This is a genomic window from Massilia sp. WG5, from assembly GCF_001412595.2.
Classification (GTDB): domain Bacteria; phylum Pseudomonadota; class Gammaproteobacteria; order Burkholderiales; family Burkholderiaceae_D; genus Telluria.
Window position 1 is genome coordinate 4,689,920 of record NZ_CP012640.2, and the last position, 15,273, is coordinate 4,705,192.

Consider the following 15,273-nt stretch of genomic DNA (forward strand, 5'->3'; position numbering starts at 1 on the left):
TCACAATAAAACTGGAGATACCATGAAACTGCTGAAACAACTCGCCGTTGTCGCCGCCCTGTCCTCGATCGCTTCGTACGCATCGGCCCTGACCCCGATCGCCGACAGCGACCTGTCCAAGGTGTCGGGCCGCGACGGTGTGTCGATCGCTGCCGACCTGCATATCAACATCGGCGAATTCAAGTACACCGATACCGACACCGCCGGCGGCTCGGTGAGCTTCAACAACATCAAGATTACCGGCGCCATCGCCGCCACGATCGACATCGTGAACAACGCTACCTTCACCGCCGATGCGATGGGCCCTGGCAGCGTCCTGGGCGTCATGGCGCCTGCAGCGCCGGATGCCACCAACCCGGCTGGCGTCAGTACCGGCCTGCCGAACTTCGCCCCGAAAGGCGACGTCGTCAAGATCGCAATCCCGCTGGTCGACACCAGCAAAAACCTGAGCATGAGCGTCGACTCGATCCGCATGGGCGGCGTCGTGGATGCCAACGGCAAGAACGTGGGCGCGTCCTTCGGTTCCTTCGCCGTCAACGACATCAAGCTGCAAGGCACCACCGTCTACATCTGGGCTCACTAATCCCCGGTTTGGTGATGGGACGGCCCGTGGGCGATTTTGCCCCGGGCCGTTTTTGACTTGACGCGCTCGTCGGGATGTCCATGAGCAGAAATTTTTTCGTCGCACTGGCGTTTGCCGCATGCAGCCTGCTGGCATCCGGGCGGGCCTGGGCCCAGATGCATGCACTGTCGGACAGCGAGCTGTCCACCGTGAACGGGCAGGGCCTGTTCAGCGTCAGTAATTCCAGCTACAACGGCTTCGATTTCACCCGCATCGCCCTCGACGCCGACGTCACCCTGAACGCCAACCTGGCCAATCTGCGCCTGGGCGAATACAGCTATGCGCCGCGCAACGGCAGCGGCGCCGACCTCGACATCAGCGCCTTGCGCTTCGGCCGCAGCGACGCCGGCGAGGCCAACCGCCTGGTACAGATCACCAACCCCTATTTCGAATTCGTCTACCGGAACACCGGCAGTGCCGGCCAGCGTGAAGTCGTGGGCATGCGCCTGGGCTTCGACGGCATCAGCGGCGACATCGGCATGAAGATCGCGACCCTGTCCGGCGCCATGCGGATCGACGCCGGCGCGGCCGGGGCCATCGATACGCTCACCGATCCGGGCGGCGGCAAGCGCTGGGACGGCAACTGCGCCGGCTGTACCCTGAGCCTGTCCCAGGTCGGCGCCGTGACCGCCGGCGACGCCGCCGGTCCGAGCCGCGATTTCTGGATCTCGGTGCTGAAGACGCCCGTGCAATTCCAGGCCGCGCCCGGCATGCCGGCCCTGACCGAGGCCCAGGCCGGGATCTGGCTGAACTGGCGCGACAAGCTGAGCGCCCTGAACCTGACCGGCATGGTGCCGGCGAATACCGCGCCGGGGCACTGATGCGCGCGCTGACGCTGCTGCCGCCGACGCTGCTGCCAATCCTGCTGGGGCTGCTGCCGGGCCCCGCGCGCGCGCTCGAGCCGCTGCCGGACAGCGCCCTGTCGAAGATCGGCGGGCGCGACGGCATGAGCTTCAACCTGTCGAACTTCGCGGTGTCGGGCAATGCAGTGCTGCGCTACACCACGCCGGACAACCGCAGCAGCATCGGCATCGGCAACCTGGCGGCTTCGCGCTCCGACAACCTCGACGCGCCCTTTGCCGATCCCTACCGCCTGGACGTGATTTCCGGCGGGCCGGGCAGGGCGGACATCGTCAACATCGCCATGCCGCAGAACCTGGCCGGGCGCGAAGTCTGGCAGATGGCGCTCGACTTCGACGTCGACGATGGCGGCTTCGTGGTCAAGGGCGGCAGCGTGATCCTGAAGGACCTGGTCTATTACGGCGGCGGCTTCCAGTGGTCGACCCCGGCGACGGGCGATGGCCTGGCCTTCGGCATGTCGACCCGCATGGAGATCGGCAGCCTGGCGCTGCAGCCGAACGGCCGCGATGCCCCTGGCGAGGCGATGGTGCTGTCGAACGTGCGCATCGGCGCCGCCACCGAGGACGGCTCCGCGCCGGTGGCGCCGTGGCGCCTGGCCGAGGTCGGCAGCCAGGCCGGCATCTTCAACGTCCGCACCGACGATGCCGGGAATGCACGCCTGCACATCGGCATCAACTGGCCGGACGCCGGCGCGGCGGCAGGCGCGGGCACGCTCCAGATCGGGAATATCGGCTTCCGCAGCGATGCCGGGAACGTCGACCTGGGCAGCTCGCGGATCGGCTCCATCCAGCTTCAATACCTCGACATCAAGTTCCGGCCATGAAGCGCATGCTGCTGCCCATGCTGCTGCTGTGCAGCGCCGCGATCGCCGGCCCGCAGGCGCTGCCGGACAGCGAACTGGCCCAGGTCAGCGGCGCCGACGGCATCAGCTTCGCGGTCAAGCTGAACCTGAACCGCCAGCCCGACGCCGGCAGCACCGACAGCCGTCTCACGATCGCACAGACGGTCGACGCCCGCACCACCTACATGGTGGTCAGGAACATCGGCGGGGTGATCACGATGGTGGGCCTGAACATCAGCCCGCAGACGGCCGCCGACGGCACCGGCACCAACTACGTGGCGCTGACGCTGCCGGGCTACGCGCGCTTCACGGACACGGGCTTCGATTCGATCAGCGTGCAGGCCGACCCGCATGGACCGGTGAGCGGCAACCTGGGGCGGGTCAGCCTGAACGGCGAGATGACGATGCAGGGCCAGCTGCGCTTGTGGTCGCACTGATTTTTTGCTGGAACTCGCCGGGCGCCTTGCCGAACCAGCGCAGGCAGGCGCGGTGGAAGGCGCTGGGGTCCGAGAAGCCCAGTTTGTAGCTGAGGTTCTTCACGCTGATGCGGTCGCTGCCCAGGTACTGCTGGGCGATGGTGCGCCGCACTTCGTCGACCAGGGTCGAGAAATCGGTGCCCTCGTCCGCCAGGCGCCGCTGCAGGGTGCGCTCGCTGATCGCGAGGCGCCGGGCGACGGCGTCGCGCAGGGCGCCGCCCTGGTCGATCATGGCCGGCAGCATCTCGCGCACGCGCGCCGTGAAGCTGCTGCGCTCGGCCTGCATCAGGCGCTCGTCGAGCAGGCGGAACAGGCCTTCGGCGACCAGCGGGTTGGCGGTCGGGATCGGCATCGTGATGTCGACGTTGGCGAATTCGAGGGCGTTGGCCGGCGCGCCGAAACGCACCGGGCAGCCGAAGCGCGCGGCGTAAGGAGCGGAGTCGCCGGGCGCCGGATAGGCGTATTCGACCGCGACCGGTTTGAGCTCGGGGCGGCCGCCGACGAAGCGCAGGGTGCTCAACAGCAGGTTCCAGGTGAAGTCGTAGCGCTGCACCGGCACCGGCCGCACGCCGCCGACCAGGTTCAGGCCGACGCGCACGCGGTCGCTCTTTGCTTCGATGGTGGCGCGCACCACCGGCGATACCAGCGGCATGTAGCGCATCAGGTTGTCCGCGGCCTGCCGCAGGGTCGGCGAGGCCAGCATCAGGTGGCCCAGCACGCCGAGCCAGCTGAGCGGATCGGGGGCGAACACGCGAAAGCCGATCAGCGGGTCGCCGCTGGCCGCGGCCAGGCCTTCCCAGAGCAGGCTGAACTGGTCGGACAGCGCCAGCAGGTCGGCGGCGCGGCCGCCGCCCTGCTCGAACCAGCCGAGACCGGCCCGAGCGAACAGGCCGTCCACGTCGACCCCCTCGGCCGAGAGGCAGCTCTTGATGCGCTGCACCACGTCCGTGGCCGACAAATACTTCACGCTGGGCCTCGCGCCTGGGTCATGTCCGTCTCCTTGTTTTTTTTATTATGTGTGCATGCCCAAGGCGGGTGCGTCGGAAAATGACCCTTAGTTTTTCAAAAAACGCTCATCCTTGCGCTTACATCCGCGACTGCTGGCGCGCGCGCGCCGGCGTGATCCCGTAGGCCGCCGAGAAGCAGGAGGTCATGTGGCTCTGGCTGTTGAAGCCGCATTGCGCCGCAACACGGGCGATCGAAAAACTGGTGCGGGTCAGCAGTTCGTGCACCCGCTCCAGGCGCAGGCGCAGCACGTAGCGGTGCGGCGTCATCCCCATCGCTTCCTGGAAGATGCGGCGGAAATGCGATTCCGACACGCCCGCCCGTTCGGCCAGCTCGGCGTTCGACAGTTCGTTCGAGAGGTTCTCGCCGATCCACTCCAGCACACCCTGCAGGCGCCCCAGCTGTAAGGCATCGGGCGGCACATGGCGTCCGGTCTTGCCCTCCAGGACGCGGCAGGTCTGCTCGATCATCAGGTGCGCCAGGCGGTCGACGAAGCCGCGCTCCGGCATGCTGGTGCGCGCCAGCTCGCCGAGCAGCTGCTGGGCGCTGGCGTTCACCAGCGGGTCGGAGAAGGGCGGCGCCTTGGTGCGCGCGGTCAGCAGGCGCTGCAGGTGGCGCACCAGCTCGTGGCCAGGGTCGAGGAAGTGGAACATCGCCATGTCGATCGCGCCGCAGAAGGTCCAGCGGCTGGCGAAGCCCGGCTGGAACACGGTCGAGGCGCCGGCCAGGAAATCGAAGGAGCGTCCGGCGCTGCGGCCGGCGGTGGCGCGGGCTCCGCCCAGGTGGCATGCCAGCACCATCGAGTCGAGCGGCGGCACTTCGCAGCCGCCCAGCTGGAAGATGTAGCGCTCGGCGCGCAGCGGCACGCCGGCGACCTCGACGCTGATCACCGGTTCGCCCAAGGCATTGCTGATCCTGTCCCAGGTGTTCATCGATCCATTTCGAATGAGCGGTTTTTTACAAAATCGATAGCGTTTTATAACACCGGGAAACCTTTCCTGCATACAAAATATAGAAAAACTGCAATAAACGTGGCCAAAACGCCACGCCGATCTGCGGGCACACAAAGGAACGCGAGACGCGTCCGGGGAGACAAGAATGATCGCAGTCCTGCTGGGCATCCTGGCGGCGATGCTGGGGGGAGCGGGCGTGCTGGCCAAGCATGAGGCCCAGGACCGTCCGCTCGACCGCTTCGACATCCCGACCACCATGTCGGTGGCCGCCACCGGCGTGCAGAACGTCACGATAGAGCCGTTCTCCGAGCTCAAATACAAGAACATCGTCCACCAGGCCTACGACTACAGCTGCGGCTCGGCGGCCCTGGTCACCATCCTCAAATACCACCTCGGCCTCGACGTCACCGAACAGCAGTCGATGGAAGGCATGATGGCCTTCGGCGAGAAGGAGAAGATCATCGAGCGGCGCGGCTTTTCGCTGCTCGACATGAAGCGCTACCTGGCCTCGCTGAACGTGCAGAGCGCCGGCTTCCGCGCCGAGATGGCCGACCTCCAGACCCTCGACCAGCCGGGCATCGTGCCGATCGACTACGCCGGATTCAAGCACTTCGTGGTGCTGCGCGGGGTGCGCGGCGGCCTGGTGTTCCTGGCCGATCCGGCGATGGGCAACATCATCTTTTCGGTCGAGGAATTCGCCACCCTCTGGGACCGCAACACCCTGTTCATCGCCTACCCGCCGAAAGACCGGCCGCCGGTCGCGAAGCTGGCGCTGTCCGACAACGAACTCGGCGTGACCGACATGGACCGCGTCCGCAACCGCGGCCTGCTGCGCCCGATCGACAACCAGCTGCAGATGGAGCGCCTGCTGAACGGCTTTGGCGGCGTCTCGATCCGGAAACAATAGAAACAGACCACCACGAAGGATCACCATGAAGACTCGTTCCCTGCTGGCGCTGGCCGTATGCGGCCTGTTCGTCCAAACCCTGGCCCAGGCCCAGCAGTCGTCCACGCCGGCGCCTTCTTCCGATGCCGTCCGCGATGCGCTCGCGAAGAAGGAGGGCGACGCCGACAACACCACCCTGCTGAAGGAAACCCTGACCGCCGTCGACAAGCAGTATTCGCTGATCCGCAAGGGCCAGGTCCAGGTGAACTATGAGCTGAACTACGCCTACATCGGCCAGGAAAAGATCAACACCGACCTGAGCTCCGGCCAGGCAACCCTGTTCTCGATCCAGAACAGCAATTCGCACACCGTCACCAACACCCTGATGCTCGACTATGGGGTACGCAACAACCTGACCGCCAACGTCAGCATGCCCTTCATCAGCCGCTATGCCGACAACACCGGCTACTCGGGCGTGTCGCACACGCTCGGCGACCTGGGCCTGAACGTGCGCTGGCAGCCCTACGAGGTCAAGCGCGACGAGCCGAGCGTCACCCTGACCGGCGGCGTGCGCCTGGCGACCGGCGAGAGCCCGTTCAAGGTCGACAGCGAGAAGGGCCTGGCGACCGGCTCCGGCATCAACACCTTCAACGTGGGCGCCAACGTGACCCGCATCGTCGACCCGGTCGCGCTGTTCGGCTCCCTCAACCTCGGCTACGGCCTGACCGCCAGGCACCTGAACCAGCAGCTCTACGGCGCCACCCTGCGTGAAGTGAAGCCGGGTCCGAGCTTCGGCTTCGGCCTCGGCTTCGCGTACGCGCTGTCGTACAAGATCACGACCTCGTTCTCGTTCCAGGAATCGATCTCGGGGCGCTCCACGCTGACCTTCCAGAGCGACGACCGCTCCCAGCCCCCGAGCCAGGCCAAGACCCAGACCCAGAGCGCCGGCATCCTCTCGATCGGCCTGGGCTATCGCTTCACGCCCAAGACCACGGTCAACGTCACGGTCGGCGCCGGCCTGACCGCAGCGGCGCCGAACCTGAGCCTGACCATGAGCGTTCCGCTGCTGCTGAAATGAAGGCGCGCCTGCTCGCCGCCGCGGGTCTGATCGCTGCCATGCCGGCGGCGCAGGCCGGCGTCACCGACAACCTGGCCACCAGCCCGACCGCGATGGCGATGGGGAATGCGGTGACGGCCGATCCGCCCGGGATCGAGTCGATCCACTTCAACCCCGCCGGCCTGGCGCGCCTGACCGGCAGCCACCACATCGACACCATCTTCGTCGCCTCGATCCGCAACCCGAACCGGTTCGTGACCGCGCCGGACATCGACATCGGCGGCTTCAAGGACGATCCGATCAACGGCACGTCGAGCGGGCCGGTGAGGCAGGCGGTGGCGCTGCCCTGGATCGGCATCCCGAAGGCGCGCCTGCCGGCGGTGGCGGTGCCGGGCCTGGGCTTTTCGTACAATGCGCCCGGCTCGCGCTGGACCTTCGGCACCCTGGTCTACCTGTCGCAGGCGATGAGCATGGATCGCACCAAGGATCCGAACGATCCGGCGCGCTTCGACGGCCGCCTGGTCCAGCTGCAGCGCCTGAACTACCTGTCGCCGACCGCTGCCTACAAGATCTCGGACACCTTGCGGATCGGCCTGGCGGTGCCGATCGCCTACGCCAACTTCGCGATCAACACCGACTTCCGCGCTCCGAACAAGCTGCTCGGCACGGTCGGCCAGCTGCAGAAGGCGCTGTGCCCGGACGGCAACGGCACGGTGATCGATACGCTCACCTTCGGCCTGTGCGGCGGCGGTCCGGCAGGCATGGTCGATCCCTTCAAGCGGGCGGCCAACATCGACTTCGACATGCACGCCTCATTCGATCCGACCTTCAACGTCGGCATCCTGTGGGAGCCGAAGAAGTGGTTCGCGCTGGGCCTGGTGTACCAGGGCGGCGCCACCACCACCTATACCGGCCGCTACCAGGTCAAGGCCGACCCGATGCTGCGCGGCTTCGTGCATGGCCTGAATTCGAGCCTGCTGGGTCCCATCGTCGGCGCCGTCACCGGCATGCCGGCGGATATCCCCGAGTACCAGGGCGGGAACATGACCGCCAGGATCCCGTTCCCGTGGCGGGTGCAGGCCGGGATCAAGTTGATGGCGACCGACTACGTGCAGCTCAACGCCGACGTCAGCTACGCCGACTGGGCCAAGTGGAACCAGCTCACCTTCGAGTTCGACGAAAGCGTCAAGCTGCTCGAGATGGCGCGCCTGTTCGGCTATGCGAGCTCGCGCCAGGCAACCTTCAAGATGGGCTTCAAGAGCGTGGTCAACTACAGCTTCGGCACCCAGATCAAGCTCACCAACAAGCTGTCGCTGCGGGCCGGCTTCGAACCGCGCAAGAGCTCGATCCCGGGCGACAAGATGAGTCTTCTCGCGCCGCTGCCCGACACCACGCTGAAGAGCCTGGGCCTGCGCTACCGCTTCGACAGCGGCGCCGAGGTCAACGTCACCGGCAGCTATATCAAGGGCAGCTACAACATCCCGGCGCGCAGCGACTGCAACCTCAACTGCGACGATTTCTTCAACCTGATCTACAACCCGTATGCGGCGACCGGTGTGTCGGGCAGCCTGATCGTGCGGTACTTCGGCGCCTCGTATACGCGCCCGTTCTGAACTGTGTTTTTAATGGAGATGACGATGTCCAGATTGATGTGTGCGATGAGTATGGCGCTTGGCCTGGGCCTGGCGGGCGGCGCCTGCGCCCAGACGGCCGCGGTGCCCGCCGAGAAGCAGGCGCTGGTGAAGCGCGTGCTGGCCAAGATGGCCCTGGATTCGGTCGGCGTCCAGATGCTGCAGGCGCCGGTGGCCGAGCTGGTGCGCCAGTCGCGCGTGGTGGTGAGCAGCCGGGTGCCGGCCGAGAAGCAGGAGGCGGCGATGAAGGATGTGACGGCCGAGGCGACGAAGTTCCTGGACCAGGAGATGCCGCCGCTGCGCGCCAGCACCCAGGCGGTGGTGCAGGCGAATGTGGCGCCGCTGCTGGCGCAGAAGTTCAGCACGGAAGAACTGAAGCAGCTGGCCGACATCCTCGAAGCGCCGGTGCTGGCCAAGTTCGAGACCCTGGTGCCGGAAATGAAGAAGACGGTCGGCGAGAACGTGGCCAAGGCCAACGGGGCGCAGATCGAGCCGAAGATGACGGAGCTGCAGAACCGCGTCGGCCTGCGCCTGCGCGCGGCAGTCGGCCAGTAAACAACGAGACGGAGGGCGGGCGATGGACTGGATGACGCAAAGGCGCGAAAAATCCCAGCTGGGGCAGATCCTGCTTGGGAAGAAGCTGATCTCGGAAGCGCAGCTCGACGCGGCGATCCGCGAACAGGGCCGCAGCGGCCGCCGGCTGGGCGAGATCCTGGCCGACATGAAGCTGATCACCGAGGCCCAGGTGCGCGGCGCGATCCGGCGCCAGCGCAACCTGCGGATGGCGGCGGCGCTGGCCACGGCCCTGCTCGGACCGCTGCATGCGTATGCCGCGGTCACGGCGGCGCCGGCCGCGGCGGTGTCGACCCGCATGGCCGGCGAGCGCTCGCTGCGCGAGCTGTCGGACGAGGAGCTGGGCGACATCATGGCCCAGGGCCGTAACGACGACGCCCTGCGCGACCAGGCGCGCCAGGCCGAGCTGCGCCTGGCGGCCCTGAGCGGCCTGGCCGGTGCGAACGCGGCGCAGTCCGTGCAGCATGCGCTGCCGGACGGCGGAGTACGCGTGCTGGGCGAGCTGGCGCAGGTCTTCAATCCGCTGGGGATGCTGCTGTCGGCCGACACGACGGTCGCCGACGTGAGCTACGATCCGGAAAATTCGCACGCGCTGATCAACAAGGACGGTTCGATCACGCTGCGCATGCCCAGCACCATCGGCGAGATCAGCTTCCGCAATATCCGCGTGGGCAGCGGGCCCGGGCCGAGCTTCGGCAGCGTGGACATCCACGATATCGACTTGCGGGGAACGACGATCAGCGTGAAGCCACGCTGACGGGGGAGGATCAGCGCAGGCCGAGCAGGGCCAGCACGCGCTCGCGGCTGACGCCCACCAGCGCCGAGGTCAGCGCCAGCAGCGACTCGTAGTCCGGGTTGGCGGCCGTATCGGCGAACCCCTGGACCGCTTCCTCGACTTCGGGGGGCGGGGTGGTGGCCGCGCTCATCTCGGCGCTGGCCGCCGACAGGGCGTTGCTGGCCGCGTCCTGCGAGCGGTGCACGCGCTCGAGCGCCTGCACCACTTCGCGCAGGCTCTGGCGCAAGCCATCGCCGTTGCCGCCGACATTCCACTGCTGGGGCAGGATCGTGGGCGGGATTTCTTCGGTGGCCACGCGTCCGCGTCCGCTGACGGCGATGCTGTCCTTGACCGTCGGCCAGTTCGATTCCGGGGTCGAGAACACCAGCGCGCCCTGGTTGTCGAGGCCTGCGCGCACGCCCAGTGGCGCCATCGCGCGGTCGATCGCGGCCGCGATGTCGGCCTTCGACTGGCTGGGGTCGACGTTCACCGACAACTGCGGACCGCCGTTGCCGCCGACCGAGAACGCCAGGTTCTGCGGCCCGCCCTGCTGCAGCGAATCGATGTCCAGGCTGCGGATGCGGAAGCGCTGGGTCGCCGGCCGGTTGCTGAAGTTCAGGTTGGCGTCGACGCCGCCGCCGGCGCTCTGCTTGCGCGCGGCGAGGGTCGAGGCCAGCTGGCGCACGTGGGCATCAAGCTGGGGCGGCGCGCTGGCGCGGCTGCCCGCCAGCTTGGACGACAGTTCGCTCTTCAGCGTTTCGAGCTGGCTGGCGACACGGCCCAGGTAGTCCAGCGCCTGCTGCGCGCGGGCGACCTGGTCCTGCAGTGCGCCGCCGATGCCGGCCGGGTTGCTGCGCAGGGTAGGGGAGACGGTCGCCGGCGCGGCCTTGCCGGCGCTGGCGGCTTCGGTGGTGCTGGCCGGCGCCAGGCCGGTTGAAGCGGTGCCGCGGGTGCCGAGAAGTCCGCCGGCGCCGCCGGCGGTCGTTGTACGTAATGTCGTTTCCATCGCCTTCAGAGTGCTGCGAACAGGGAGAGAGTGCCGATCTTGCTGTATGCCTTGTAGCTTGCCTGCAGGGCCGTCGAATAACCGTTGAGCTCGATCGAGGCGGCGCCGACGTCCAGCTGGCCGATTTCGAGGATCGCGGTCTGGTTCGACAGGCTGACGTTCGCCTGGTTGGCGTCGATCGTCTTGAGGATGTTCTGCTGGCCGCCGAGCACGGCGACCTTGCCCGAAAACAGGTCCATGGCGGCATCGAAGCCGTCCAGGTTGGCCGAGAGGACGCCGCGCACGGCCGGGTCGTTGGCGTTCACGTTGGGCGCGGACAGGGTCGAGATGGTCTGGTCGAGCTGGTTGAGCAGCTTTTCGAGGCCTTTCACGTTCTGGTTCGCGGTCTGGGTGATCCCATTCCCGACGACCACGGTCTGGTCGTTGGTGTTGCCGGCGTAGCTGTAGCGCGAACCCAGCGCCGCATTGGCGTCGTAGGCGATCGGCGCGGTGCCGGTGGCGGTGCCGGCGAAGATGGTGCGGCCTTCCTGGTCGATCGAATTCGCTGTGTACACCAGGCTGTCGCGCAGCGAGCTCAGGGAAGTCACCATCGCGTTCAGGTCGTCCGAGGTATTGCTGCCGTTCGAGGCCCACACCAGCAGGTCGCGGCCCGAGTTCATCTCGTTGACCATGTTGCTCAGGTAGCCTTCGTTCTTCGACATGCGCTGCTGGACGGCGGCGATGTTGGCGCGGTACTGCGTGATGGCGGCTTCTTCGCGCTTCAGGCGCGAGATGCGCACGCTGTTGACCGGGTCGTCGGACGGCAACTGGATGCGGTTGCCGGTCGCCATCTGCTGGGTGACGTAGGTGATGCGCTCCTGGTTCTTCTGGAGCGACTGGTTCATCATCGCCTGGTATTGGCTGGTCGCGATTCGCATGGGAGTTCTCCTTGACCCTATTCCTTCAACCCATCATCGCCAGGGTGGCGTCGAACAGCGCATTCGCGACCGACATCACTTTCATGTTGGCCTGGTACATGTTCTGGTATTCGACCAGGTGCACGGCTTCCTCGTCCTGGTTGACCCCGCTGGTCGACTGCCAGTCGTCCATGGCCGAGTCGCGCATCGACTGGGCGGTCGACAGTGCGCCCTGGTTCTGCTGGCTGTTCACCGCCAGCCTGCCGACCAGCTGGGTATCGGCGTCGCTGAGCATCACGCTGCCGATGCCGGTCATGCTCACGCTGCCGCTCTTGATGTCGACCAGCTTGCGCAGGTTGCCGGTGTCGCCCGGCGTGCCGTCGCCGGAAAACGCCAGGTCCGAGGTCTGGTAGCCGTCGGCCAGCTGCAGCATGTTCGAGGTGTTGCCCGGGGTGTAGACGAACATCGGCTTGCCCAGCTTGTTGTCCATCGTGTAGCCGGCGCCGAGCTGGGTGTTGACCTGGTCGGCGATGTGCTTGGCCATCTCGCCCACGTTCTGCTGGAGCGGCAGCAGGGTATTCTTTTCGTAGCTGGTCAGGCCGCCCAGCTGGCCGCCGGCATTGGTCACGTCGAGGTCGAACTTGGTGCCGGCAAAGGTGAGGCTGAAGGTCTGGTCGGCGCCGCCGCTGACCGCCAGCTTGCCCGCCACGCCGCCCAGCACCAGCGCCTGGCCGCTGCGCAGCGATACGTTGCGGGTGCCGTCCGGCTGGTCGCTGACTTCCAGCGCCATCTGGCTGGCCAGGCTGTCGATCGCCTGGTCACGGGTGTCGATCAGGTTCGACGCATTGCTGCCGCTGGCGTTCGCATTGGCGATCTGGGTGTTGAGCGCGGCGATCGCCGCGATCGAGCTGTTGGCCGAGTCGACGATCGCCGTGCGCTGCTGGCGCACCGACTGCAGCTGGGCGTTGAATACGTTATTCAGGCTGTTGAAGCGCTGGGACAGCAGCCCGGCGGCGGTCACCACCTGCTGGCGCAGCGGAGTCGAGGTCGGGTCGACGCCGGCCACCGCGTTCAGGGCGGCGAAGAAGGTGTCGACGCCGTTCGAGAGGCTGGCTTCGTCGTCGCCCATGACCTTCTCCAGCTGGGTCAGGTAGGGCTGGGTCTGCGAGTACTGGCCCAGGTCGGACCCGGTGCGCCACAGCTGCTGGGTCTTGTAGTTGTCCGAGAAGCGCAGCAGCGAGGTCACGCGCACGCCGTTGCCGGCCTGGGCGGTGCCAGCCGCCGGCGCGACCGCGCTCAGCAGCGCCGTCTGGCGGGTATAACCTTTGGTCTGCAGGTTGGCGATGTTCTGGCTGCTGGAGGACAGGGCCAGTTGCGAAGCAAGCGCGCCGGACAGGGCGTTGTTCAGGATGCTCATGGTGCAAGTCTTTCTAATGCGGGCTCAGTAAGTAGGGGCGACCGTTCAGCCCGCTTTATTAAGTCCTGGCGGCAACAATTGCTTCAAAATCGCATCGGCCACGCCGAATGCGCGCTGGCCGGCCATGTGCCCGGCCAGCATCTTGTCGGCCATGTCCAGCATGTCGCTGTTGACCGGGTCCTTCATTGCGCTGTCCTCGGGCGCCAGGGTGCGCGCGCTTTCGCGCATCTGCTGCAGCATGTGCGAAATGAAGAAGCTTTCGAATTCGACGGCCGCCTTGGTGGCTTTCGCAACGTAGGCCTTGTCGGTGCGCGGATCGGCCGGGTCGGCGGCCGGCGCCACCGGCGCCTTGTCGAGGTCGGCGGCGCCGTCCTGCACCGGGGCGCCCAGCGGGTTGAGTTTGTCGAGCATCAGATCACCACCAGTTCGCCTTCGATCGCGCCGGCCTGGTCGAGCGCCTGCAGGATCGCCATGATGTCGTCCGGCGACGCGCCCAGGCTGTTGACCACGTCGATGATGGTCTGCAGCCTGGCGCCGGCCGGCCAATGGAACATCTGGCCCGAGCCCTGGTCCACCGAGACCTTCGATTGCGGGGTGACGGCGGTCTGGCCTTTCGAGAACGGGCCGGGCTGGCTGACCGAGGAGCTTTCCGAGATCACGACCTTCAGCGCGCCATGGGTGACGGCGGCCGATTTCACGCGCAGGCCATCGGAGATCACCACGGTGCCGGTGCGCGAGTTGAACACCACCTTCGGCACCTCGACGCCGGCTTCGACCGGCATGTTTTCCAGCTTGGCGACGAAGGCCACGCGCTCGGTCGGGTTGGTCGGCGCGACCACTTCGACGCTGGTGCCGTCGGCGGTGGTGGCGACCGGGCCGTAGCGGCGGTTGATCGCATTGACGACGTTGGTGGCGGTGTCGAAGTTCGGATGGCGCAGGCGCAGCACGACCTGCTGGCGGGTCGCGAAATCGGTCGGGATCTCGCGCTCGATCATGGCGCCGTTCGGGATCCGGCCGCCGGTCGGCGTATTCACCGTCACCGAGGAGCCGCTCTTGCCGGACGCCGCCAGGCCGCCGACCACCAGGTTGCCCTGGGCCAGCGCATAGACTTCGTTGTCGGCCGCGCGCAGCTGGGTCAGGAGCAGGGTGCCGCCGCGCAGGCTCTTCGCATCGCCCAGCGAGGACACGGTGATGTCGATCGCCTGGCCGCGGCGGTAGCCCGGCGGGAACACGGCCGACACCATCACGGCGGCGACGTTCTTGTTCTTCGCGTCTTCGCCGGCCGGCAGCTTGACGCCGAACTGCTTGAGCATGTTGACCACCGACTGGCTCGAATACTTCACCTGGGTCGAGTCGCCGCTGCCGTTCAGGCCGACGACCAGGCCGTAGCCGACCAGGGGGTTGTCGCGCACGCCTTCCACGCTGGCCAGGTTGCGCAGCGGCTGGACGCGGCTCTGCGGCAGCGGGTCCGCGTTCGGGGAGCGGCTTGCCGACGCCGCCGGCGCGGCCAGCGCCGGCAGCGCCAGCGCCGCGGCCAGCAGCGCGGAAGCGATACGGAAAATCGAGCCTGTTACGGGAATTCGAATCATGGTTTGCCTTGAAGGGGCGTTCAGAAGGGCATCAGCGGACCGGTGAAGAACCGGGTCAGCCAGCCGGGCGTGTTGGCGTCGGCCAGCGTCCCCTGGCCGGAGTAAGCGATGCGGGCATTCGCCACGCGCAGCGACGAGACCTGGTTGTCGTTGTCGATGTCGGCGGCGCGCAGGAAGCCGGCCAGGCGCAGGAACTCCTCGCCCTGGTTCAGCTGCAGGCGCTTTTCGCCGGACACGCGCAGCAGGCCGTTCGGCAGCACTTCCTGCACGATCACGGTGACCGCGCCGGACAGCGCGTTCTGCTGGGTGCTGGTGGCGTCACCCTGGAAACCGCGGTTGGCATTGATGCCGATCGCGGTCTTCGGGAAGGTCTTGCCGAGCGCCTTGAGCGGGTCGACCGTGACGTCCGCGCCCTTCGAGAAGCTGGTGCCGGCCTTCTTGCTGGCCTGGGTGGTTTCCTGCAGCAGCACGGTGACGGCGTCGCCGACGCGGAACGCGCGCGCGTCCGAGGTCAGCGACACGGTGTCGGCCGAGAACACGCCGCCGGACACGCCGGCGCGCACCGGCGCCGTCGCCGGCAGCGCGAATGCATCGTCGGCCGGCTTCGGGTTGTTCAGCGGGACGCGCGTGGCGCAGCCCGCCAATAACAGTGCGGCGACTGCCGCGGAGCTCAGGCGGATCATGA

At 67.2% G+C, this 15,273-nt stretch carries 17 protein-coding genes; 9 read left to right on the forward strand and 8 right to left on the reverse strand.

Going from position 1 to position 15,273, the window contains the following annotated elements:
* The first annotated feature begins 22 nt into the window (after positions 1 to 22).
* The 4 genes from AM586_RS20885 to AM586_RS20900 all read left to right on the forward strand — a co-directional run bounded on the left by AM586_RS20885 (position 23) and on the right by AM586_RS20900 (position 2,761).
* Positions 23 to 583 (forward strand): DUF6160 family protein, encoded by a 561-nt coding sequence (locus AM586_RS20885; protein ID WP_047824426.1) that lies wholly within the window; start codon positions 23 to 25, stop codon positions 581 to 583.
* A gap of 80 nt (positions 584 to 663) precedes the next feature.
* Positions 664 to 1,443 carry a hypothetical protein gene (locus AM586_RS20890; RefSeq protein WP_229411105.1) on the forward strand — a complete coding sequence of 260 codons (780 nt, stop codon included), beginning with the start codon at positions 664 to 666 and terminating at the stop codon, positions 1,441 to 1,443.
* Positions 1,443 to 2,306 carry a hypothetical protein gene (locus AM586_RS20895; protein WP_047824423.1) on the forward strand — a complete coding sequence of 288 codons (864 nt, stop codon included), beginning with the start codon at positions 1,443 to 1,445 and terminating at the stop codon, positions 2,304 to 2,306. Before AM586_RS20890 ends, AM586_RS20895 begins: the two co-directional genes overlap by 1 nt.
* The gene (locus AM586_RS20900) at positions 2,303 to 2,761 is read left to right on the forward strand and encodes a hypothetical protein (protein ID WP_047824421.1); all 459 of its coding nucleotides are present in this window, start codon (positions 2,303 to 2,305) and stop codon (positions 2,759 to 2,761) included. Before AM586_RS20895 ends, AM586_RS20900 begins: the two co-directional genes overlap by 4 nt.
* Here AM586_RS20900 and AM586_RS20905 read toward each other — a convergent pair.
* The gene (locus AM586_RS20905) at positions 2,706 to 3,767 is read right to left on the reverse strand and encodes an AraC family transcriptional regulator (RefSeq protein ID WP_052233419.1); all 1,062 of its coding nucleotides are present in this window, start codon (positions 3,765 to 3,767) and stop codon (positions 2,706 to 2,708) included. The two genes, AM586_RS20900 and AM586_RS20905, sit on opposite strands and share 56 nt — an antisense overlap.
* 118 nt (positions 3,768 to 3,885) lie before the next feature.
* The gene (locus tag AM586_RS20910; RefSeq protein ID WP_047824419.1) at positions 3,886 to 4,737 is read right to left on the reverse strand and encodes a helix-turn-helix domain-containing protein; all 852 of its coding nucleotides are present in this window, start codon (positions 4,735 to 4,737) and stop codon (positions 3,886 to 3,888) included.
* A 166-nt stretch (positions 4,738 to 4,903) separates the two neighbouring features.
* Here AM586_RS20910 and AM586_RS20915 point away from each other — a divergent pair, with 166 nt between their 5' ends.
* The 5 genes from AM586_RS20915 to AM586_RS20935 are packed head-to-tail and all read left to right on the forward strand — an operon-like array spanning position 4,904 to position 9,662.
* On the forward strand, positions 4,904 to 5,665 hold the full coding sequence (locus tag AM586_RS20915) for a C39 family peptidase (RefSeq protein ID WP_047824417.1): 762 nt from the start codon (positions 4,904 to 4,906) through the stop codon (positions 5,663 to 5,665).
* A 25-nt stretch (positions 5,666 to 5,690) separates the two neighbouring features.
* Complete coding sequence (locus AM586_RS20920; RefSeq protein ID WP_047824415.1) at positions 5,691 to 6,722, forward strand: transporter; 1,032 nt, start codon at positions 5,691 to 5,693, stop codon at positions 6,720 to 6,722.
* Entirely contained in the window at positions 6,719 to 8,314 is a 1,596-nt protein-coding gene (locus tag AM586_RS20925) for an OmpP1/FadL family transporter (protein WP_082439426.1), read from the forward strand. Before AM586_RS20920 ends, AM586_RS20925 begins: the two co-directional genes overlap by 4 nt.
* Before the next feature lie 24 nt (positions 8,315 to 8,338).
* Entirely contained in the window at positions 8,339 to 8,887 is a 549-nt protein-coding gene (locus AM586_RS20930; protein ID WP_156328144.1) for a DUF2059 domain-containing protein, read from the forward strand.
* A 22-nt stretch (positions 8,888 to 8,909) separates the two neighbouring features.
* Complete coding sequence (locus tag AM586_RS20935; protein ID WP_047824410.1) at positions 8,910 to 9,662, forward strand: hypothetical protein; 753 nt, start codon at positions 8,910 to 8,912, stop codon at positions 9,660 to 9,662.
* A gap of 10 nt (positions 9,663 to 9,672) precedes the next feature.
* On the opposite strand, the gene AM586_RS29145 is transcribed toward AM586_RS20935, so the two are convergent.
* The 6 genes from AM586_RS29145 to flgH are packed head-to-tail and all read right to left on the reverse strand — an operon-like array spanning position 9,673 to position 15,271.
* Positions 9,673 to 10,686: a hypothetical protein gene (locus AM586_RS29145; protein WP_047824408.1), complete on the reverse strand. Its 1,014-nt coding sequence runs from the start codon at positions 10,684 to 10,686 to the stop codon at positions 9,673 to 9,675.
* 5 nt (positions 10,687 to 10,691) lie between these two features.
* The gene (flgL, locus tag AM586_RS20945) at positions 10,692 to 11,603 is read right to left on the reverse strand and encodes a flagellar hook-associated protein FlgL (RefSeq protein WP_047824406.1); all 912 of its coding nucleotides are present in this window, start codon (positions 11,601 to 11,603) and stop codon (positions 10,692 to 10,694) included.
* Positions 11,604 to 11,628: 25 nt separating this feature from the next.
* A complete protein-coding gene (flgK, locus tag AM586_RS20950) occupies positions 11,629 to 12,999 on the reverse strand; it encodes a flagellar hook-associated protein FlgK (RefSeq protein WP_047824404.1) in 1,371 nt (456 codons plus the stop codon).
* Between the two features lie 45 nt (positions 13,000 to 13,044).
* On the reverse strand, positions 13,045 to 13,410 hold the full coding sequence (locus AM586_RS20955; RefSeq protein ID WP_082439427.1) for a rod-binding protein: 366 nt from the start codon (positions 13,408 to 13,410) through the stop codon (positions 13,045 to 13,047).
* A complete protein-coding gene (locus AM586_RS20960) occupies positions 13,410 to 14,588 on the reverse strand; it encodes a flagellar basal body P-ring protein FlgI (protein ID WP_082439428.1) in 1,179 nt (392 codons plus the stop codon). The genes AM586_RS20955 and AM586_RS20960 overlap by 1 nt, the downstream gene beginning before the upstream one ends.
* A 20-nt stretch (positions 14,589 to 14,608) precedes the next feature.
* Positions 14,609 to 15,271: a flagellar basal body L-ring protein FlgH gene (flgH, locus tag AM586_RS20965; protein WP_197416405.1), complete on the reverse strand. Its 663-nt coding sequence runs from the start codon at positions 15,269 to 15,271 to the stop codon at positions 14,609 to 14,611.
* Between the last annotated feature and the right edge of the window lie 2 nt (positions 15,272 to 15,273).